The sequence below is a fragment of the Arthrobacter sp. OAP107 genome (genome assembly GCF_040546765.1).
In the GTDB taxonomy this organism is placed as follows: domain Bacteria; phylum Actinomycetota; class Actinomycetes; order Actinomycetales; family Micrococcaceae; genus Arthrobacter.
In genome coordinates this window covers 243,039-264,151 of sequence record NZ_JBEPOK010000001.1, presented here as the reverse complement: position 1 = coordinate 264,151, position 21,113 = coordinate 243,039, and the positions used below count along the sequence as shown (strand labels likewise).

The window sequence follows — 21,113 nt, the reverse complement described above, 5'->3', positions numbered from 1 at the left end:
GGGAATCACACGCCCCGACTCCTGCGAGGGCTGCTGGTCATTGGCGGGTCAGGTTGAGCAGTTCATTGAGCGGGGGGCGCGGTTCGTGCCGCAACCGGATATCTTCGGGCAGCCCCTGGACACTCACGGCCCGGCCGTCGATGTGGACCGAGAGCCGTCCCTCCCCTGCGAATGGGACGTTATCGAAATGGAAGTGCGTGTTGTGCGGGGGCAGGGTGGGGGCCAGCCACAGCTCCTTCCATGGAAGTCCCGGATCGAAGAGGAGCAGCGTCCTGATGAGCTGAACAGGCGCCGCCGACGCCCAGGCCTGGGGGGAACATGAGGCAGGGTACGGGACCGGCTGCGGGTAGTGTGAGCGGTCGAGTCCGCAAAAGAGCTCTGGGAGCCGGCCGTTGAAGTGGTCCGCCGCCTCGAGCAGGGAATAGGCCACGTTGCGGGCTTCGTCAACGAAGCCGTACCGCATCAGTCCGGCGGCCGCGATGGCATTGTCGTGAGGCCATACTGATCCGTTGTGGTAGCTTGCGGGGTTGTAAGCGCCCATGCTTGCCGCCAGTGTTCTGATCCCCCAGCCGGTAAACATGTCAGCGGACAGCAGGTGCGCCGCCACCAGGGCCGCCTTGTCGTCGTCGATGATCCCGGTCCACAGGCAATGGGCCATGTTGGAGGCGAGAGCGTCCACGGGTTTTTTATCCCGGTCCAGCGCCACCGCGAAGTACCCGCGGTCGGGCAGCCAGAACTGGTCGTTGAACGCCTTCTTCAGCCTGAGCGCTTTCTCCACGCAGGTCCCGGCGGTCTGCGCGTCGCCTGCGGCCCTGGCCAGCAGTGCCCGGCCCAGGTAGGCGCCGTAGGCGTAACCCTGCACTTCGCACAGGGCGATGGGCGGTTCGGCCAGCGTTCCGTCTGCGAAATTGATCCCGTCGCCGGAGTCCTTCCAGCCCTGGTTGCGCAGGCCTTTTTCGGTCTTTCGCTGGTATTCGATAAATCCGTCGCCATCGGAGTCACCGTAAGCTTCCATCCAGCCCAGTGCCTTGTCTGCCGCCGGAAGAAGCCGGCGCATCGCGTCATCGTCGAGTCCCCACCTGCTCAGCTCCGCCAGGACAATGACGAACAGCGGTGTGGCGTCCGCGGTGCCGTAGTACACCCCGCTGCCGCCCAGGGCGAGGCCGGCCGAGGCTCCGAGGCGTACTTCGTGCAGGATCCTGCCCGGCTCTTCCTCGGAAGCGGCGTCGACTTTCGTGCCCTGGTAGTCCGCCAGAGTCAGCAAGGTCCCCTTGGCCAAGGACGGGTCCAGCAGCAATGACATGAACGAAGCGAAAAGACTGTCCCTGCCGAAAAGCGCCATAAACCACGGAGCACCTGCGGCCACAACCGCTCGGTCCGGGTGGTCGGGATTGAATATCCGCAATGACCCCAGGTCTTCCTGACTGCGCTTGATCACCCTTTCCACTGCCTTGTTCCGCAACGTCGCCGTGGGCATGGATTTGCGCCAGGCCATCACCCGCCGCATGGCAGCCGCCCCCGGGTCGCCCGCACCGGCCGCTCCATGGCCGGTTGCGGGGTCCAGCACAGGCGTGGCAGAGATGTTGCCCGACCACGTCCCGTGGGCGGCGATGGCGGTCTCCAGAACGAGTCCGTCGCCCTCGAGCCTGGCACCGGGAAAGACCACCGTGATGCGCCCGCTATGGCCTTCCCGTTCGGACTCCAGCGTCAGCCCGGCCTCGCTCCAGCTGCGGTTACAGCGCCCGCCGCGGACGTGCCTGGCTTCCTTCACGTCAAACAGGCTGGCAAAGTCGGCGTCGGCATCTAACGATATCCGGCACTGCAGCGGCCGGTTCGAGTAGTTATGGACGGTCAGGGCCTCGGTGAGGCCCGCCCCCAGCCTGCGTTCCCGGTCAATGAGCAGCGCGCTGTCGGTGTGGTCCTTCCTGCCGGCCCTTCCGACGAAAAAGGCATGGAAAGGCTCCGGCGTGGCGGATGAGAGCGGCTCCACCGGCAAGCCCTGGAGCTTCAGCACCCACGCGCTGATGAACCGCGTGTCCTCAAAAAACACCCCTTGCGGGAGATTCGCTGACATATCGCCGTTGGCGGACGAAATGCAGAACGTCGTTCCCTGCACCAAGGTGACGTCGCCCTTGCCGGCAGATCCCGCATGATTCGCGACATTTACTTCGTCCACATTGACTTCTTCCGCAGTCGTACCACGGCCAGGGGCCTTGCCTTCCATCAACTAAGAAAGGCAAGCCCCTCCGGCAGGATGCCCATCATGCCCGGGGTCAGCACGGTCAGATCGGCAATGAATCAGGGTGGAGCCTGAGCCCGAGTTGGCCACCAGGCTGGCAGTCGCCTTCTCCTGGAAGTTAATGGCCAGGCTGACTGTGGCGCTCCTGCCGGCCGCGTGCCAGGGGACGGTCGCCGGTGCGGCGCAGTGTGAGCATGACCAGGCCTGCAGCCAACAGGCAGCATGCCAGGAAGATGGACGTGGCCAGGAAGCTGCCATGGGTCACATCCTGCAGGAAGCCTCCCACGTAGGGGCCGACAAATCCGCCGAGGTTACCTACCGCATTGATCAGCCCCATGGCGGTGCCGGCGACGGCAGCGGGCATTGCTCGGGACGCGGACGCCCAGAAGGGACCGTCGTAGGCCAGGGCTCCGGCCACCGCGACGCTGATGAGGGTGACGGCTACGAACGGAAGGCTGTCCCCGGTCGCCACGGAGACCACCAGGGCAACAGCACCGACTGCCATCGACAGCAGCACGTGCGTGGAGTAGCGGCCCGAGCGGTCGGCTGCCTTGGCGTTGTACCAGAGGCCGAACATCGCCAGCACGTACGGAATTGCGGTGATCATGCCCACCTCGATCGGGGAACCGGAGGTGATCGTCTTGATGACGTGGGGCAGCCAAATGTTGATGCCGTAGAAGCCGATCTGGATGAGGAAGTACACAAGGGTCAACCGCCAAACCACGGCGTTGGACAGAACGTGGCGGAGGCCAAGCCTTTCCTGTTGGGGATGTGCTGCGGCATCTGCAGCCAGTCCGTTCTCGATGTACTCACGCTCCTGGGCCGAGCACCATGCCGCTTCGCGCGGATGGTCGGCGATCAGGGCCCACCACAGGGGCGCAGCGATGATGAACGGGAAGATGCCTTCGATGATGAACAGCCAGCGCCAGTCAGAGAACGAGAGAATCCATCCGGAGAGGGGCGCGGTGATGATGGAAGCGATGGCGATGTTCATCATCCAGAACGCGTAGGCCCGTGCCCGTTCAGCCGCGGGGAACCAGTGGCTGATCAGGACAAGGATCGCGGGCCAGATCCCGGCCTCAGCCACGCCGAGGAAGAAGCGCACCAGGAGCAGTTGCGTGAAGTTCTGGATGAAGCCGGAAAGGACGGCCAGCACACCCCAGATGAGCACCATGATGCCGACGAACTTCTTCGCGCTCCAGTGCTCGGCGAGGTGGCCGCCGGGTATCTGCAGGACCAGGTAGCCGATGAAGAAGATGCCGGCGGCCAGTCCCTGCTGGGCAGCGTCGATACCCAGGTCCTGGTGGAGTCCGTTGAGGGCGAATCCAATGTTGGTCCTGTCCATGAACGAGATGATGTAGACGACGATCGCGACGGGAATCAGCCGCTTCCACCGCGCGTTGCCCACTGCCGCTGCTGACGTTACCTTCTGTGCCATCGGAATTGCTCCTTCGCAATACGGCGAATCGGATCGCGCCCCAGCACGCTGTTACTCTCCGCAGAGCCCAGCGGTACTCTTTCGGCCGGCGACCGGAAGGAGCAGAAGTTTGCGGCAGAACCCGGAATCACGTTGGAAACCGCCGCAGGCAGCTGGTTCCACAAAGTTATGCTTTTATTTTTACGCAACTATTGCGACAACGCAATAGGTTGTTTCCGATTTTTCTTATGGGTCGGTTGCCGCACTGGCCTACCATCGCGCGGTCTGCTGTTCGGCTCAAGAATGATCGGATCTGGTGGCCCGAGGTCATAGACAGGCTCCGTCCACGCTAACCCTTTCGCGGTGGTGCAGCTTTTCCCCCAAGAGTTCCACTGCCGGGGGAGCCCCTGTGTATCGCCGGTGAACCCGCCCGGGGGCTTCCCTTTCCAGCGTCACCGTTCCGGAGTGCATCGGGGTTGGCGAACGTTTGCGAAGCAGCGGGTGGCTGGGGCATGGCGGCGTTTACCAGTGCGCCCCCAGCAGTGGATGCAGTAGAGGTACGCCCCAACCTGACGGCAGGCCTCGGGCTGAGCGTTGTTTCCTGCCGGAGCTATAGGGTAGGGCCGCCCTTAGACGAGGAATCAGTTGGGATGAGGCGTGCCGTGGCCTGTTGGAGGAGATGTTCGATGGCCATTGTTGCGTCGAGCTGGAATCCGGGCTCGTCGGCTGCGAGAGGTTCGAGGGTGGCCAGTTGGCTGTCGAGGAGGCTTGCTGGCATGTATTCGTGGGTGCGGCCGGTAACCCTTTCGGCTATTTGTTGGCGGCCTGCCTCGAGGTGGATGAAGATGGCGCCTGGCAGGAGTGATAGCAGGTAGTCGCGGTAGCGGCGGCGGAGGGCGGAGCAGGCCACGACTGAGGGCTGGCGGCCGGCGGCACGTGCGACTGTTTCGAGCCATGGCCACCGGTCCTCGTCGGTGAGGGGAATCCCGGCAGCCATTTTCGCTATGTTGGCGGGCGGGTGCAGGTCGTCGGCGTCGATGAAGGGGGTACCGAGCTTGGCGGCCAGCGCGGATCCAACGGTTGTTTTCCCGACGCCTGATACGCCCATGACGAATACAGTCTCGATATCGTTCACAGGGCGCCCTGGGTGTCGGTGCCGGCGTTGATGGGCGTCATGGTTGTCACGGTCGTGGGTGAGTCAATGAGCGGGTCGACGGCCGCATCAAGCGCTGCAACGGCGGGACCTTTTGCGTGCGCTCCGAGCAGCTCCGGGCTGGTCCACTTCTCGATCATGGTGATTGTTCCATCAGCGGCGTCGTGGATGGCGTACAGGAGGCAGCCTTCTTCCGCGTGGACGGCCGGGATTGACTCCTGGAGGGCCTTGGCGAGTTGTTCCTTTTTCCCGTCGCGCGGGTGGAAGACGGCGGTGACTACTACGGTCATTCGAGTGTTTCCTGTCTGTTCTGGCCCTAACGGGCCGGGGCTTGGCTGGTTGAGGTGGTTTGGATGGCCGGGGCGCTGCTGGAGCGCCTTACGAACTCGGCAGCAACCTCGATGCGCCGCGGTGCGCCGGAGATGCTTCCTTTGGCACGTCCTACGGCGAGGTCGACGGAGTGGACCGCGAGCATGTCGATGGGCTGGCGAATGACGGTCAGGGGCGGGGAGACCAGTTCGGTCCAGGGATTGTCATCGAAAACGACCAAACTCAGATCGGCCGGGACTGCGACGTCAGACTGCTTGATCCGGCGCAGGGCGGAGCGAACCTGTGCCGTGTTGCCGACGACGACGGCGGTGGGCGGTTCGGGCAATCCCAGAAGGGCACCGATGGCGTCGCTCCCGGCGTCGCCGCGGAAGGGGATGTGGTGAATGAGTTCTTCATCAACGGGCAGTCCTGCCTCTGCCATGCCCCGTCGGAAACCTTCCACCCTGACCCGTCCGGTCGAGGTGTCGGAAGGTCCGGAGATGAACCCGATCCTGGTATGGCCCAAGCCAATGAGGTGCTCAACCGCTGTCTCCGCTGATACGTCGTTGCGAATGGCCACGACGTCGAATTCCGGGAGTTCCGGGATTTCCCGGTCGACGAACACGACGTTGATGCCTAAATCTGCGAGCCGGCTCCATTTGTCGACATTGCCGCCGGCCGGAGTGGCGATGACGGACGCAACGGACCGTTCCACCAGGGTGTCGATGGATTCGGCTTCCAGATGGGGGTCCTCCTGCGTGGTGAGCAGGACGACGTGGACTCCCCGGGATCGTGCCTCCCAGACGACCCTGTCGGCCAGGCGTGCGAAAAACGGGTTGGTCAGGTCGGCCAGTACCAGGCCAATAGTTGAGGTGGACTTCTGCTGAAGATCCCGGGCCGCTGCCATGGGCCTGTAGCCTAGACGGTCGATGGTCTCGACCACCTTGGCCCGCGTCAGGGCCGCCACCGGCCCGCTCCCCTCGTTCAGCACCCGCGAGACGACAGCGACAGATACCCCTGCCTCCCGGGCTACATCCCGAATCGTGGTCTTTTTCACCTGGTCCCTCCTTCCTTTAGCGACAGCGGAAACCAGCTAACCATGCTGGTGATTGACGTCACACGCTAACTACTGGTACAAAAGTGTAACCGTTACCACTCCAGATGGCGAGCGACGAGGAAGTCAGCCTGCAGGGCTTACGCCCCCCGCTCAACGCCACGAAAAGGAAGACCCATCGTGAACCTGCATTCCCTTCTTGAACAGCGTGAAAGCGAAGGCCGCCCGATCCGGGTAGGCCTGATCGGAGCGGGCCGCTTCGGCACCATGTACCTGTCCCAGGCGCGCAACATCCCCGGGGTACATGTTGTCGCGATCGCCGACATCAACCTCAAGCGCGCCCAGGGCGCGCTGGAACTTGTAGGGTGGCCGGCCGACGCAGTCGCCTCCACCATCGACGAGGCCCTTGAACGGCGGACCACCACCGTGGTGGCCAACGCGTCCGACCTCTTCGACGCCGACATCGACATCATTGTGGAAGCCACCGGAAACCCCATCGTGGGTATCGACCATGCGCTGCGGGCCATCGAAACCGGCAAACACATCATCATGGTCACGGTCGAAGCCGACGCACTGGCCGGCCCGGCCCTCGCCAAGCGCGCCGAGGAGGCCGGCGTTGTCTACTCCATGGCGTACGGCGACCAGCCGGCACTCATCATGGAACTGGTCGACTGGGCCCGGACCAGCGGCTTCGACGTCGTCTGTGCCGGCAAGGGCGCCAAGTACCTGGAGCATTACCACGAGATGAACCCGGACAACGTCTGGGAAAACTGGGAGTTCTCCAAGGAACTCACCGACTCTGGCCAGCTCAACCCGTACATGCACACCTCCTTCCGTGACGGCACCAAGGCCTCCATCGAGATGGCCGCCGTGGCCAACGGCGCAGGCCTCGTCCCTTCCGACAACGGGCTGACGTTCACGCCCGGAAACGTCGAGGAGATCGCCACGATCTGCCGCCCCTCGGACGTCGGTGGCGTGCTGGCCCATGAGGGCAGCGTCGATGTGATGTCCAGCGTCACCCGGGACGGCGACTGGATCCCGTTCAACACCCAGGAAGGCGTCTTCGTCGTCGTCAAGGCCACCAATGCCTACGTCTCCGGCTGCTTCACCGAATACCCCTGGCACCCGGACCCCACCGGCCAGTACGCAGCCCTCTACCGCCCGTACCACTACGTGGGCCTCGAGCTGAACATCTCCATTGCCAACGCGGTCCTCCGCGGTGTGGCGACCGGCGCCCCGAAGGGCTTCTTCGGCGACGTCGTCGCCACCGCCAAGAAGGACCTAAAGGCCGGCGAATTCCTCGACGGCGAAGGCGGCTACACGGTCTGGGGCAAGCTCGTCTCCGCCGAAACCTCCGTCCGCCACGGACTGCTGCCGGTGGCACTGGCCCACCACGTCGAACTCAAGAACCCCGTTATCAAGGGCAACAGCGTCAAGTGGGAGGACATCGTCATCGACGAGTCCCTCTCAAAGGCGCTCGAGCTGCGCCGCGAGACCGAAGCACTCATCCGCGCCACTGTCTGACCGCACCCGTTATTTCACAGTAGTCCCATCCTCCCTTTTCAAAGATGAAAGGAACCACCATGACGAAACGTATTGGCTGGTTTGCAGGCATTGCCACCGCCTCCGTTGCCGCCCTCGCCCTCAGCGCCTGCTCCGCAACCCCCGAACCGGCCTCTTCCTCTGGCGCATCAGGGAACCTGGCCTCCCAGGTCCAGGCCGACCAGAAGGTCGACGTCGCCTCCCTGCAGAAGTCCCTCGGGGCGCCCGAAGCGAAATCCGGGGTGAAGCTGTGCTACGTCACCCGTACGCTCGCCAACGAGTTCTGGGGTTATGAGCGGGACGGCTTCGAAGCCGAGGCCAAGAAGCTCGGAGTCCAGTTCCAGACCTATGCCGTCAACGACGAGTCCTCCATCACCGAGCAGCTCGACAAGGCCCAGAGCGCGCTGAACCAGGGATGCTCGGCAATCCTGGCCTCCCCGATCTCCGCCACCGCGCTGGACAGTGTCTTCCAGGCGGCACTGGCCAAGGGAGTTCCGGCGATCGTGCTCAACGACGCCAAGGGCACCCTCCCGGGCGTTGTTTACGTGGGCCCGGACGCCCAGACCATTGGGCAGTCCGCCGCGGACTACATCGCCAAGAAGCTGCCCTCCGGCGGCAAGGTCGCCCAGATCGAGGGTGACCCGGGTTCCTCGAACGCGCTGAACCGTGGCAAGGGCTTCAAGGCTGGCATCGCCCAGCATTCGAACCTGAACCTTGTTGCGTCGCAGTCAGCCAAGTGGGACACGAACCAGGCTCAGACCATCGCCAACGCCATGCTCACAGCTAACCCGGACATCAAGGCGTTCTACTCCCAGAACGACGGCATGGCTCTCGGTGTCCAGTCCGCGATCGATGCCAAGGGCCTCACAGGCAAGGTCCTGCTCGTGGGCACCGACGGCATCCCGCAGGCCAAGAAGCAGATCGCTGCCGACAAGTACACGGCAACGGTCAGTGAGCGGCCGACGACGGAAGGCGCCACGGGCGTGGACGTCGCCCTGTGGATGCTCGCCGGAAAGAAGGTCCCTGCCTGGGTGGATGTTCCGGCCTTCATCATCGACAAGCAGAATGTCTCCCAGTACCAGACCGGCATGCCCTAAGGCTAAGACCGGCTTAGACAGGAATCACCATGACTGACACCCTCCTAGAGATCAGCAATGTCGCGAAGTCCTTCCCAGGGGTCCGCGCACTGGACGACGTGAGCTTCCATTTGAACCGCGGCGAAGTACTCACCCTCGCCGGCGAAAACGGCGCAGGGAAGAGCACGCTTCTGGGCATCCTGGGCGGCTCCCTCGCCCCTGACCATGGATCGGTGACGGTGGACGGGGTCCGGCGCAGCGAGTACTCCCCGCGCCGGGCCCTGGCTGACGGCGTCGTTATCGCCCACCAGGAACCTGCCATCGTGCCGCAGCTGACCGTCGAGCAGAACCTGCTCCTGGGCAAAACGCCCCAGGAACGCCGCCGCGCGGGAGCCGCCGTGCAGGGCGCCCTTGAAGACGTCGCCTCCATGGGGTTCCCCCTCAAGCCCACAGCCCGCCTCGGTGACCTGAGCCCGGCGCAGCGACACGCCCTGACCATCGCCAAGGCGTTCGCCTTCGGGGCGAAGATCGTGGCGCTGGATGAGCCAACGACGTCCATGCTGGAGCACAACGTCGAAGCAGTCCTTACCCGCGTGCGGGAGATCGTCACCGACCGCGGAGTGGGAGTCATCTTCGTCTCCCACAAGATGCCCGAAGTCATGAGCGTCTCTGACCGCGTGGTCGTCCTGCGGGACGGCCGCGTCGGCTTCGAGAAGCGCATCGCCGAGACAACCGTCGAAGAAATCGTGCGGAACATGGTCGGGCGCGAACTGCTCAGCTTCCGCCGGCAACACCCCGTCGCCGCGGACGCTCCGGTCCTCTTCCGCGCCACCGACATCACCAGCCCGTTCTCAACCCGTCCGAACTCCCTTGAGGTGCACCGCGGAGAGGTACTGGGCATCGCCGGGCTTGTCGGATCCGGACGCACAGAACTCCTGCGCGCCATCGTCCGCGCCGACCCCGGAGCCGCCGGGAACCTCGAGATCGACGGCAAAGCCCTTCGGATCAAGACCCCCAACGACAGCCGGGACGCCGGCATCGCGTTCATCCCCGAAGACCGGAAGCAACAGGGCCTGGCCCTGCAGATGCCGGCCTACGCGAACATCGCACTGGCCGGCGCCAAAGAACTCACCGGCCCCGGCCCTTTCATCAACCCACGGAAGCAGGCTGCCGTAGCCCGCGAGATCGGCGACTCCCTGGCCCTGAAACCAGCCAACGTGCGGCTTCTCGCGCGGCAGTATTCCGGCGGAAACCAGCAGAAAATCGTCATCGCCAAATGGCTGCGGCGCGGCTCACGGGTATTCCTGTTCGATGAGCCCACCAAGGGAGTCGATGTCGGCGGCCGCGCCGAAATTTACGGCCTCATCGACGAACTCGCCGCGGCCGGGAACGCCGTCATCGTCGTCTCCTCCGACCTCCCGGAAATCATCTCCCTCAGCGACAGGGTTCTGGTGATGCGCGCAGGACGCATCACCTCCGAACACGTCGGTGAGGACATCAACGAACACAGCCTCGTGGCCAGCGCCATGGGCATCGCGAAGGAAACATCATGACCAACCAGACCGCGGTACGCCCGGCCGAAAACCGGCGCCCGCTCAACCTTCAGGCCTTAGGCATCGTCGCCGCAGCCGTGGTGATCTTCATCGGCTTCGGCATCCTCAACCCGAACTTCCTCACCATCAACAACCTCCGGGACGTGGCCGTCTCCGCCTGCGTCAACGCCCTCATCGGCATCGGCCTGACCTTCGTCATCGTCACCGGCGGCATCGACCTCTCCGTCGGCTCGATCGCCAGCTTCGTCGGCATCGTCTCCGCCAACCTCATGGTCAACGCCGGAGTCGCCCCGGTGCCAGGCCTGCTCGCCGGCCTCGTCCTGGGCTTCGCCGCCGGCGCACTCAACGGCGTCCTGATCACCTTGTTGAAACTGCCACCGTTCATCGCGACCCTGGGCACGATGAGTGTCTATCAGGGCCTGGCCTACGTGACCACGAACGGGACCCCGGTCTACAACGTCCCCTCCTCGTTCGTGTTCCTGCTCAACAGCTACATCGGCGGCGTTCCGATCATCGTCGTCATCGTTATCGTGGTCGCCATCCTCGCCTGGCTCCTGCTCCGCCGCACTGTGTTCGGCCAGAACGTCATCGCCACCGGCGGCAGCGAGGAAACCGCCTGGCTGTCGGGCATCCGGGTGAACCGCGTCAAACTCCTCGTCTACGGCATCTCGGGTCTGCTTGCCGCGCTGGCCGGCATGGTCGTCGTCGCCAGGATCTCCGCCGCCCAGTCCGAAGCAGGCAGCCCCTACCTCCTCACCGCCATAGCCGCGGCCGTCATCGGCGGCGCGAACCTCATGGGCGGAGAAGGCCGCATCGGCGGGACCCTGGTCGGTGCACTGATCCTCGGCGCGCTCACCAACGGCCTGGTACTGCTGAACGTCCCCAGCTTCTACGAACAGATCGTCACCGGCGTGGTCGTTGTCGTCGCGGTCTCCGTCGACCAGATCAGCAAGGGCTGGCCCATGCTGAAGCGCCGCAACACCGACCGCCAGGACAAGCCCGCCGCTCCCGGTACGGATGCTGCAGCAGGGCAGGCCGCGCAGAGCGGGGCCGCCCTATGACACCCGGACCCGCCGGCACCCTGGCAGGCATCCAACGGGTGCTCGTCACCGGCGGGGACGGACTGATCGGCCGCGCCGTGGTCGAACACCTGACCGGACAGGGACACGAGGTGACCATCCTTAGCGTCCCGGGACCACAGGCCCAAAAAGCTGCCCGGCGCATCACCGGGTCCGTCGCCGACCCGGATACCGTCCGCAAGGCCGTAGCCAGGCAGGACGCCGTGGTTCATCTCGCAGGGCTCGCCGGCCTTGACCAGGGAACTCCGCAGGACATTTATGCCGTGAATGCCCTGGGCACGTTCCTCGTCATGGAGGCAGCAGGACAGGCCGGTATCGGGAAGGTCGTGTACGCGTCCAGCATCAACGCCGTCGGCCTGCCCCTGAACCCGGCACCTGTCCTACCCTCCCGTTACCCCTGGGATGAGGACGAACCGGCGGTCATCGCCGACGCCTACTCCCTCTCGAAGCAGGCCAACGAGCACGCCGCCGAGGCAATGGCCCGCAGGCACGGGACCGAACTCACCGGAATCCGGTTTCCCCTGGTGCGGGACATCTACGAAAAGGACGGGACGGTCTTCGCGCAGCACATCCGGCGGGCCATGACCGAGGACCCGCGGCGTCAGGCCTGCGAAGGGTGGACGTACCTCGACACCCGCGACGCCGCCGCCGCCGTCCACGCAGCCTTGCTGCGGTCCACTCCCCCTGCCCCGGGAATCCTTGTCGCCGCTGCGCAGACCTACCTGCGCCAGGACACTGAGGACGCCCTGAACAGGTATGCCCCGGCTGTCCCCCGGGAAAGCATCCCGGGCAGGGATGTTCCGGTCTCGCTCCGCCGGGCGTCGGAATGGCTGGGCTTCCAAGCCCAGCACACACTCGAGTCGATTTCTGAAGACCACCTCGTCGATCTGAAAGACCTCAACCGATGACTACGGCCCCGAAAGTTTCGCTCCTCGGCCTGGGAAACATGGGCAACCCCATCGCCGGCCGCCTCCTGGACGCCTTCGGTAAGCTGACGGTTTGGAACCGGACCGCTTCCAAGGCGGCCCAGCTCGTTAACCGCGGCGGCAACCTCGCCGAAACTCCGGACGAGGCAGCGGCTGGGGTGACGCTGACGGTCCTGACCGACCTTTCGGACGTCCGGGATGTCCTCGAAGGTCCGCACGGTCTCCTCGCCGGCTGGCGCCGGCGGGAAATCCACGAACCTGTCCTCGTCGTCCACGGCACCGTCTCTCCCACGGGGGTGGCGGAACTGGCAGACGAGCTCGCCAGGGACGGCATCGGTGTCGTTGATGCTCCGCTCAGCGGTGGGGTGGCCGGAGCTGAATCCGGCAACCTGAGCATTATGGTCGGCGGCCAGGACTGGGCCGTTGCCAAAGCCATGCCGGTGCTGGAGAAAGTGGGTTCAACCATCGTGCACTTCGGCCCTCCCGGTGCCGGGGAGATCGCCAAGGCCTGCAACCAGGTCGTCGTAGCCGGGACTGTCACAGCCATCGCAGAATCGCTGGTCCTTGCCGATGCCTGCGGCCTGGACCGCGCCCAACTCCTGCGGATACTCGGCGGAGGACTGGCAGCGTCCGAAGTGCTCCGGCAAAAGAAAGACCGCTGGCTGAACGCAGACTTCACAGGAGGCGGCAGCGCCGCGAACCAGCTCAAAGACCTCCGGTTCGCCTCAGATACCGCCGCATCCCAAGGCATGGAACTTCCCCTGTCCCTCGCGCTCAAGGATGTCTTCGAAAAAATGATCGATGAGGGTCTCGGTCACCTGGACCATTCCGCGGTCGAACTGACCCTGGCCAACACGTCCCGAACCGGAAGGACCACAAGGTGACCCTCGACGTCATCGACGCCCACCACCACCTTTGCCTTCTCAGCAGCGCGAGTTACCCCTGGCTGGAAGGACAACCCGTCGCCCGGTACCACGGCGATGACCTGCCGCTTCGACGCGATTACCTCGTCGCCGACTACCAGGAAGACGCCGCCGGCCTGGCAGCCATCCCTGCACAGCTCATCGGTTCGGTCCACATAGAAAATGGCGCCGCCAACCCCGTCTGGGAGGCCGAATGGGTCGACCAGGTCATCAATGAAGAGCAGTTCCCCAGTGTCCAAGTCGTCAAAGTCGACCTCGCCTCCCCCCATGCCCACGAAGAGCTGGCGCTGCATCAGTCCCGTGCCTCGGTACGAGGTGTCCGGGACATCCTCAACTGGCACCCCAACCCCTACTATAGCCACCGTGACCGCGGTGACCTCATGGACGACCCGAACTGGCTGGCAGGATTCAAAAGCCTCGGCGAGCTGGGGCTGTCCTTCGACCTCCAAGTGTTCCCCTCGCAACTCGCCAAAGCGGCACGCCTCGCAGCAAACCACGACTCCACCCCCATTGTGCTTGACCACGCAGGTATGCCCATCGAACGCGACAGCGAAGCATTGACCGAATGGGCAAAGGGAATGGAACTCGTCGCAGCCCAGCCCAACACCACCGTAAAAATATCCGCCCTCGGCACCAACGATCACACCTGGACGGTGGACAGCATCCGGGACATCGTGCTGAGGACCATCGACATCTTCGGACCGCAGCGCTGCATGTTCGGCAGCAACTTTCCCGTTGACGGACTCTACTCAAGCTATGCCGACGTCTTCCAGGCCTTCGATAAAATCACCTCCGGCTTCTCCCAAACCGAACGCGAAAGCCTCTTCGCTGAGACCGCGTGCAGGTTCTACCGCATCCGCTAAACAGGCCCTTGAAAGTGTGGAAATGTGGTAGATCCCAACCTGACACTCAGCTTTCGGCGCTTCGCTAGATCGATAGGTGACGTTAAGCCATCGGCAGCGGTGAGGCATGGGCGCCCGCAGCACAGTTCCTCGGCTGTCGAGGATCATTCCTCGGACTACTTCCCGCGGAGTGAGAACCGCGGCATCGGAGCTGAGGAAGCGAGAGGTGGCATCACTGCTGGCCTTCGATGCCGTGGTCCTGCAGGTTGCCAACGATGACCCCGAGTCCTACGAACGCATGAGGCACCGCCACACCAACATGCAGTAACCATCCCGAGCCCGGGACTGGGCCAATCGGGTAACCAAGCACAGGAGGTACACATGAGCGACATCATTGTCATAGGGGTCGACGGCAGCGGAACCGCCCAAAAAGCCGCAGAATCAGCCAAAAACCTGGCAGCTGCCCTCAACGCATCACTCCACGTCGTGACAGCATTCAGCGACGACCGCGACGAAGTTTTCGGCACAGGCAGAGACCAAGTGGTCGTCTCAGCAGCGGACGCAGCCGAGCATCTGGCAAAAAAATCAGCCGAGAAACTCGCCCAAGGCATCAACGTCAACTCCGCCGCTGTGCCGGGCAAACCCGCCGAGGCCCTCATCGAGGAAGCCACCAGGGTCAACGCACGAATCATTGTTGTCGGAAACCGCAGAATGCACGGCATCGGACGTGTCCTGGGCAGCGTCGCCAATAGTGTGGCACACAACGCGCCCTGCGACGTCTACATCGCCAACACCTACGACGCCGACTAACACCTCACACACAAGCCGGAACAGGACCGAGGCAATCACAACCATTACTGAAGCCTGTCTCGATCAACTGGCAGAAGATAAGTGAACACAATCTGGGTGACGGATGCGGTTGATGTGGATCACCAGCACCGGACAAAAACCCGCCCCCGGCCGGGCGCCCAAGAGCCGGGGACCCAGACCCGAAACCCAGGTCCGCCTGACGCGCCTCGCCTGTACAACTTCCCAACCCGCTGCCCTGCAACAGGCCGAGTGAAGTACACCCTAACCTGACGTTCTCACCCCTGTCCCTTGACGTTCTTGCGGGAAGGCCCTAGAACTCAAGCTGACAGATCGATGGTTGGAGGCTCAGATGGCTGGACAGCGGATCGGGTACGTGCGCGTGAGCACGCTGGACCAGAACGAGAAGCGTCAGCTCGATGGCCTGGTTCTGGACCGGGTGTTCACGGATAAGGCCTCGGGCAGGGACACGGCCAGGCCGCAACTGGCTGAACTGCTGGGCTTCGCCCGCGACGGGGACACCGTCGTGGTGCACAGCATGGATCGGCTCGCGCGAAACCTGGATGACCTGCGCGCCCTGGTGCAGCGCCTGACCCTTAAAGGGGTGCGGGTGGAGTTCGTCAAGGAGCACTTGCTCTTCACGGGCGAGGATTCCCCCATGGCCAACCTCATGCTCTCGGTGATGGGGGCCTTCGCCGAATTCGAACGCGCTCTGATCAGGGAACGGCAGCGGGAAGGGATTGCCTTGGCGAAACAGCGCGGCGCCTACAAGGGGCGGAAGAAGACCCTGACGCCGGAACGGGCGGCGGAGCTGGTGCAGCGGGCCGGCCACCGGAATTCCCAAGTCCGTTCTCGCCGCCGAGTACGGGATCAGACGCGAGACGGTGTACCAGTACCTGCGGCAGGCCGCACTGTTACGGGCTATCGTCCCGTAACATTTGCCCGTTTCGAAGCGGTGGGATCAGTGGCCCGGCCCCGCCGCACCGCTTTCCTGATTCTGTCGGGGGACCAGGTGGCCGGAGATCGTTGTCGCGCAGTCCTGTAGCTCGATGTTCCCGGCGGCGACGCCAAGGACGAGGTCAAAGGCTTCGTTGGTGCTGAAGTCATGGCGGTAGCCGTTGATCCACAGGGTCAGCACCATCAGTGTCCATCCGGTGCGTTTGTTGCCGTCGATGAGTGGATGGAAGCGTGTAACGGATTCGAGGACCGTGGCGGCCTTCAGCGCGAGCCCCGGGTAGGCTTCAGCCCCCATCACCGTTGTCGCCGGCCGGGCCAGCGCGGAGGCGAGCAGGCCGATGTCACGGATATGGAACCCGTAACGGTCGATCACCTGCAGGGCGTCCTCGATGTCGAGGTACGCCGTCATGCGTCTTCGAGGCGCTTCAACAGCTCAGCGTCGTGGCCCAGCACAAAGTCCATGCCCTCACGGATGTCACGGTTACGCGCACGCCGCTGCAGCAGCAGCTCAGCGCCCTGCAGCAGCAACGCCGACTTCGACGTGTGCTCCTCCGCGGCAAGCTCGTCCAGCCTTCGATCAAGATCCGCCGGCAGGCGAAGATTCATAGCCATACGGCAATGGTACCAAGCTGGTACCGGATTGGCGTGGGCCACATCTGCGCCGGTGGTGGTTGAGTGCGCGACACCTATGCGTGGTCGGCTTTGACGACCAGGGCGGGACCACTTGATGCTTTCCCCGTCTGACTGTGGTGGAACAACCCAGCTAGCAGCTAGGCCGGACGGCATTCAAAGAATTGAGTGCTTCGATGCTCACCCCGAATGAAAGGCAACGCAACCGCTCCCTTACGGGGCGTCTGGTGGTGCGTGAGTCCACGGCCAGAAGCCGCTTCGGATGACACCAACATTTCGAGCGGAATGCTCAGGCTAGCGGCAATACTAATTCTTTTTCAGTGCCTGCTCTGAAGTGCATGCCAACCTGACACCGGGCCGTTAGCTTGACGGAATCGTGGTTATCGGCCTTTCAAAAGAGGGCGGGGACGTGCCTGCAAAAGCGGCTGTTTCCTGCTCCGTTTCACGGCGTCAGGGTTACTCCAACAGCCTGTTCGACTTTCGTGGCCTTGCCAAGGACTTCGGTTCTGCCGGAAACGCTGCGTCAGTACCCGCGCCGCTCCAAGGTTTGTTAAGCCCGCTCGGCCAATCCAGGCAGCTTGACGGAATAGCAGTTGTCGGTAGTCCACTATCAATTATGAAAGCTGGCAGAGCCGCCATCCATTCCATCACTACAGCGGTTCCGCCGCCGCACCTTTCTTGCCTAGGACAAAAGCCTGAGCATCGGGCCCCGCCGCTTGGGCCAGCGCCTCCAAGGGCATCCGACGCTGGCGCTCCCGTGGGTCGGTTTCGCGACTGGTTCGCTCGGGCGGGCACTTCCCGACGGCGTCGCCCTCGCGGGGAAATACCTGGACCGCCTTCCCTACCGGGTCTGGGTACTGTGTGGCGACAGCGAAATGGCGGAAGGTTCCATCTGGGAAGCGGTGGACAAGGCCTCCCACTACGGACTCACAAACCCTTACGTCATCATCGAAGCCCTTACGCAGCTGGCGCAGCAGGCCAGATTGTAGCTGCCAAACCAGGAGGCTGTGGCGATGCCCGTGGTGGCTCCTACGGTTCAGGTCTGCGTGTGTCCGTCGATGGTGCCTGTTTTGGCGAAGATGTCGTGGTCCTTGTTCACAGGGATGGTGTAGCCCGAGCCGCAGGCCTACAAAGTGATTTACTATTTGATGGTTACATCATTCCGTGTAATAGTCCACCGGAAACGACCCGTACGCAGATCACTCTGCACCGGGCTGTGACTAGGCCAGATCCAGCCGGCGCCGGTTACCCTCGTCACACAGACTTTCCTGGTCTTGGAGGACATGGACGCCGCCAAGGTCGGCCGACAACAACGAAAAGGATCACAGCGTGACAGAAAACAGCACGGCTACCCAGCAACTGCACGGTATTGAACTGACCATGATCGACGGCAGCGCAAGGAGCTTTGGGGACTTCAAGGGCAAGACCGTCCTGGTGGTCAACGTTGCGTCCAGGTGCGGCCTGACCCCGCAGTACGAGGACCTGGAGGCGCTCCAGCGCAAGTACCAGGATCGGGGGTTCACCGTCCTGGGAGTGCCCTGCAACGGATTTAAGGGTCAGGAACCGGGCAGTTCGGAGCAGATCCAGGAATTCTGCAGCGTCGGCTACGGTGTGACGTTCCCGTTGACTGCGAAGGCCGAGGTCAATGGCGGCGGGCGCCACCCGCTGTACACGGCGCTGACCGAATTCCGCACGGAGGAATTGCAGGAAGAGATCACCTGGAACTTCGAAAAGTTCCTCGTCAGCGCCGAAGGCGAGGTCATCGCCCGGTTCTCCCCCAAGACGTCTCCGGACGCCCCCCCAAGTCATCGCCGCCATCGAATCAGCGCTCAACTAGTCCCTCGGACACAGTATTCCCTTGCGGATCGGAACGATGTCCGCATCCCGGCGCCGCCGTTGCCGCGCGGGTTGCCTGGTTGGCCCTGTTAACGGCCCGCGCCAGCCGCCGTCTCCCGGGCCGAGAGGAATCCCCGGCTGGAGTGCTCCCGCCATGCCGTGGCAATCAGCGGGGCCGGGAGTACGGCGGCAGGAACGTGCCCGCACCGCTCCGGCCTCGGCGCCGCGTGTGGCCCGTTCTTCCTCACCGCCGTTCCGGCCGCCGCCCAGACCAGCAGACGCATCCGGACGGCGGTTTTCCGAAGGCGGGCATGGCGCCGTGCCGGATTCACGGGCACCAGGTCCCCGGTAGGCGGCCTCTGTCGTCCGGTGGGCCCGCGCGGCCACCGGGTCTTCGTCGGGTACGGCATATACCGCGCACCTTGCCCCGTCGGGCAAGGTATCCGCGAACGTCTCGGTACTGGCGGGCAGTGCCCATCGTGCCCACGGACACCGGGCCGCCGCAGGCAACGGAATATTCCAGACCGCTGTTACACTGGATGATGGATCTATAAAATAGTCAAGCAGGAGCTTGTGCGGATCCGCCGGGAGGCAGGCATGGACGATTCACCGGATTTCCGGGCACCCTTGTACGAAGTGAAGGCCAACCTTTTTAAGGGCCTCGCACACCCGGTGCGGATCCGGGTGCTGGAGTTGCTGTCGGAGGCGCCGGAGGTGTCGGTGACGGACCTTCTGGCCGCTACGGGGCTGGAGTCCTCGCACCTGTCCCAGCACCTCACCGTGCTGCGCCGCTACAACCTGGTCAAGGCAGAGCGCAGGGCGCTGCAGATGTTCTACTCGCTGGCCTACCCGCGCGTCGCCGAACTTCTGACCGTGGCGAGGCTGTTGCTCAATGATGTTCTGCAGACCACGCAGGAGCAGCTTGAGTACTCTGCGGGGTCTTCCCCTGCAACGACCTCCCCGGGGGCAGCCGGAGCCAGGACGCGGTGAAGGCCCTGGCTGCGGCCCGGGCGCTCTTGCCGGGCCGGCGAGACTATGAGCAGTTGCCCCGGACGTGGAAAGGGGACCTGGTAGCCGGTGTCACTGTCGGCATCGTGGCGCTGCCGCTGGCACTGGCCTTCGGTGTCAGCTCAGGTGCCGGGGCTGCGAGCGGACTGGTCACCGCCGTGATTGCCGGGGTGATCGCCGCCATCTTCGGCGGATCGAACATTCAGGTCTCCGGCCCCACCGGTGCCATGGCCGTCGTCCTCGGACCGGTCATCGCCACCCACGGCGTGGCGGCCCTGGCGGCGGTCTCCGTCCTCGCCGGTGTGATTGTTGCCGCCGCAGGGCTGCTCAAACTCGGGCGGGCCGTCACCTTTCTTCCCTGGCCGGTGATCGAGGGCTTCACCCTCGGGATCGCTGTGATCATTTTCCTGCAGCAGGTCCCGGCCGCGTTCGGCGTCAAAGCCGGGCCGAGCAGCAACGCCGCCGTCTCGGCCGTCCAAGGACTGGGAACACTCTCCCCCGCGACAGCCCTTGCCCCCGCGGCCCTGGTGGTCCTGGTCGCGCTGATCATGATCGTGGCCCCCCGGATCCACCCCCAGATCCCGGGCTCGCTGATTGCGATCATCGTGGCCAGCATCGCCGCCCAAGTGCTGGACCTTCCGGTGGCCCGAATCGGGTCCCTGCCTGACGCGCTCCCCGCGCCGGTCATACCCTCGCTGGACTGGGGCACCGTGACCGCCCTGGCCGGGCCGGCAGCGACCATCGCAGCCCTGGCAGCGATCGAGTCGCTGCTCTCGGCCCGGGTCGCCGCGTCGATCTCCAATACCGGCCCCTATGATGCCGACCGCGAACTGCTGGGACAGGGCCTGGCCTCCATCTGCTCCGGCTTCTTCGGCGGCATGCCAGCCACCGGCGCCATTGCCCGCACCGCGGTAAACATCCGCTCCGGAGGCCGGACCCGGGTCGCCGCTACCACGCACGCCCTGATCCTGCTCGCCGTGGTCTACCTGGCCACCGGACCGGTCTCGCGGATCCCGCTTGCGGCCCTGGCAGGGGTCCTGATGGTCACCGCAACACGAATGGTCTCCCTGGCCACCCTGCGCAGCGTCATCGGATCGACCCGCGCCGACACCGTCGTGTTCTTCGTTACCGCGCTGATCACCGTGTCCTTCGACCTGATCGAGGCCGTCGCGATCGGCATCGCCGTCGCCTCCTTCTTCGCCCTGCGTGCCCTGGTCAGATCCAGCGGCGTGCACCGGGAAGAGATCCCCGGCCCCGTCCAGGACGGCGACGAACACATTGCCGTGTTCCGCCTCGACGGGGCACTGTTTTTCGCCGCCGCCGAACGGGTCCTGGAACGGGTCAGCACGATCCGCAACGCCGACGTCGTCATCATCCGCATGTCACAGCTCCAGGTCCTGGACGCCACCGGGGCCCGGGTCATCACCGACATCGTCAACGCCCTCGAACGCCGCGGGATCACCGTGCTGATCAAAGGCATCCAGGACCGCCACCTGGCCCTGGTCACCCGGGTCGGCGTCCTGGAATCCCTGCGCCACCACAAACACCTCTTCGCTGAACTGCCCCCGGCCGTGGAACACGCCCGGAGCCACGTCGCCCGCGCCCGCGCCGCCCGGGCAGCACAAAACCCGGCACACAATGCAGGAAACGACGCCCCCGGGCCGCCAGCACAAGAACCCGGCACAGCCCAGACTCCCACAGGAGCGGCCCAATGAATGAACGGCGCAATCAATGATCAGAACCTGGGAGTTCGGCAGTTCGC

Annotated in this window: 18 protein-coding genes and 1 pseudogene; 12 read left to right on the top strand and 7 right to left on the bottom strand. The window is 64.3% G+C overall.

All coding sequences use genetic code 11. The features are described from left to right. Window positions 1-37: 37 nt before the first annotated feature. From ABIE00_RS01125 to ABIE00_RS01105, 5 genes are all read right to left on the bottom strand, one after another. Entirely contained in the window at window positions 38-2,176 is a 2,139-nt protein-coding gene (locus ABIE00_RS01125; protein ID WP_354255641.1) for an amylo-alpha-1,6-glucosidase, read from the bottom strand. 181 nt (window positions 2,177-2,357) lie between these two features. Further along, window positions 2,358-3,677, bottom strand: coding sequence for an MFS transporter (locus ABIE00_RS01120; protein WP_354255638.1), 1,320 nt, complete (start codon window positions 3,675-3,677; stop codon window positions 2,358-2,360). Between the two features lie 589 nt (window positions 3,678-4,266). After that, entirely contained in the window at window positions 4,267-4,791 is a 525-nt protein-coding gene (locus tag ABIE00_RS01115; RefSeq protein ID WP_354255636.1) for a gluconokinase, read from the bottom strand. After that, window positions 4,788-5,099, bottom strand: a complete 312-nt coding sequence (locus tag ABIE00_RS01110; protein WP_354255633.1) for a putative quinol monooxygenase — start codon at window positions 5,097-5,099, stop codon at window positions 4,788-4,790. Before ABIE00_RS01110 ends, ABIE00_RS01115 begins: the two co-directional genes overlap by 4 nt. A 26-nt stretch (window positions 5,100-5,125) precedes the next feature. Further along, window positions 5,126-6,175: a LacI family DNA-binding transcriptional regulator gene (locus tag ABIE00_RS01105; RefSeq protein ID WP_354255631.1), complete on the bottom strand. Its 1,050-nt coding sequence runs from the start codon at window positions 6,173-6,175 to the stop codon at window positions 5,126-5,128. A gap of 177 nt (window positions 6,176-6,352) precedes the next feature. Between ABIE00_RS01105 and ABIE00_RS01100 the strand changes: the two genes are divergently transcribed. From ABIE00_RS01100 to ABIE00_RS01060, 9 genes and pseudogenes are all read left to right on the top strand, one after another. Beyond that, on the top strand, window positions 6,353-7,696 hold the full coding sequence (locus tag ABIE00_RS01100) for an NAD(P)H-dependent oxidoreductase (protein WP_354255628.1): 1,344 nt from the start codon (window positions 6,353-6,355) through the stop codon (window positions 7,694-7,696). Window positions 7,697-7,755: 59 nt separating this feature from the next. Continuing rightward, entirely contained in the window at window positions 7,756-8,811 is a 1,056-nt protein-coding gene (locus ABIE00_RS01095) for a sugar ABC transporter substrate-binding protein (RefSeq protein ID WP_354255626.1), read from the top strand. Window positions 8,812-8,840: 29 nt separating this feature from the next. Beyond that, window positions 8,841-10,343, top strand: coding sequence for a sugar ABC transporter ATP-binding protein (locus ABIE00_RS01090; protein WP_354255623.1), 1,503 nt, complete (start codon window positions 8,841-8,843; stop codon window positions 10,341-10,343). Next, entirely contained in the window at window positions 10,340-11,404 is a 1,065-nt protein-coding gene (locus tag ABIE00_RS01085; RefSeq protein ID WP_354255620.1) for an ABC transporter permease, read from the top strand. The genes ABIE00_RS01090 and ABIE00_RS01085 overlap by 4 nt, the downstream gene beginning before the upstream one ends. Continuing rightward, the gene (locus tag ABIE00_RS01080) at window positions 11,401-12,330 is read left to right on the top strand and encodes an NAD-dependent epimerase/dehydratase family protein (RefSeq protein ID WP_354255617.1); all 930 of its coding nucleotides are present in this window, start codon (window positions 11,401-11,403) and stop codon (window positions 12,328-12,330) included. Before ABIE00_RS01085 ends, ABIE00_RS01080 begins: the two co-directional genes overlap by 4 nt. Then, complete coding sequence (locus ABIE00_RS01075) at window positions 12,327-13,232, top strand: NAD(P)-dependent oxidoreductase (RefSeq protein ID WP_354255614.1); 906 nt, start codon at window positions 12,327-12,329, stop codon at window positions 13,230-13,232. The genes ABIE00_RS01080 and ABIE00_RS01075 overlap by 4 nt, the downstream gene beginning before the upstream one ends. Then, window positions 13,229-14,134: an amidohydrolase family protein gene (locus ABIE00_RS01070; protein ID WP_354255612.1), complete on the top strand. Its 906-nt coding sequence runs from the start codon at window positions 13,229-13,231 to the stop codon at window positions 14,132-14,134. The genes ABIE00_RS01075 and ABIE00_RS01070 overlap by 4 nt, the downstream gene beginning before the upstream one ends. Before the next feature lie 360 nt (window positions 14,135-14,494). Then, complete coding sequence (locus ABIE00_RS01065; RefSeq protein WP_354255608.1) at window positions 14,495-14,923, top strand: universal stress protein; 429 nt, start codon at window positions 14,495-14,497, stop codon at window positions 14,921-14,923. A gap of 349 nt (window positions 14,924-15,272) precedes the next feature. Continuing rightward, window positions 15,273-15,855, top strand: a pseudogene (locus ABIE00_RS01060) (recombinase family protein). Window positions 15,856-15,881: 26 nt separating this feature from the next. Here the strand turns inward: ABIE00_RS01060 and ABIE00_RS01055 are convergent. Then, window positions 15,882-16,286, bottom strand: a complete 405-nt coding sequence (locus ABIE00_RS01055) for a type II toxin-antitoxin system death-on-curing family toxin (protein WP_354255605.1) — start codon at window positions 16,284-16,286, stop codon at window positions 15,882-15,884. Beyond that, window positions 16,283-16,489 carry a ribbon-helix-helix protein, CopG family gene (locus ABIE00_RS01050; RefSeq protein WP_354255602.1) on the bottom strand — a complete coding sequence of 69 codons (207 nt, stop codon included), beginning with the start codon at window positions 16,487-16,489 and terminating at the stop codon, window positions 16,283-16,285. The genes ABIE00_RS01055 and ABIE00_RS01050 overlap by 4 nt, the downstream gene beginning before the upstream one ends. Before the next feature lie 1,347 nt (window positions 16,490-17,836). On the opposite strand from ABIE00_RS01050, the gene ABIE00_RS01045 reads away from it, so the two are divergent. The 3 genes from ABIE00_RS01045 (at window position 17,837) to ABIE00_RS01035 (ending at window position 21,066) form a co-directional block, all read left to right on the top strand. Beyond that, window positions 17,837-18,436, top strand: coding sequence for a glutathione peroxidase (locus tag ABIE00_RS01045; RefSeq protein ID WP_354255600.1), 600 nt, complete (start codon window positions 17,837-17,839; stop codon window positions 18,434-18,436). A gap of 504 nt (window positions 18,437-18,940) precedes the next feature. Next, window positions 18,941-19,333 carry an ArsR/SmtB family transcription factor gene (locus ABIE00_RS01040; RefSeq protein ID WP_354255597.1) on the top strand — a complete coding sequence of 131 codons (393 nt, stop codon included), beginning with the start codon at window positions 18,941-18,943 and terminating at the stop codon, window positions 19,331-19,333. After that, window positions 19,330-21,066, top strand: coding sequence for a SulP family inorganic anion transporter (locus ABIE00_RS01035; protein WP_354255595.1), 1,737 nt, complete (start codon window positions 19,330-19,332; stop codon window positions 21,064-21,066). Before ABIE00_RS01040 ends, ABIE00_RS01035 begins: the two co-directional genes overlap by 4 nt. Window positions 21,067-21,113 lie beyond the last annotated feature (47 nt).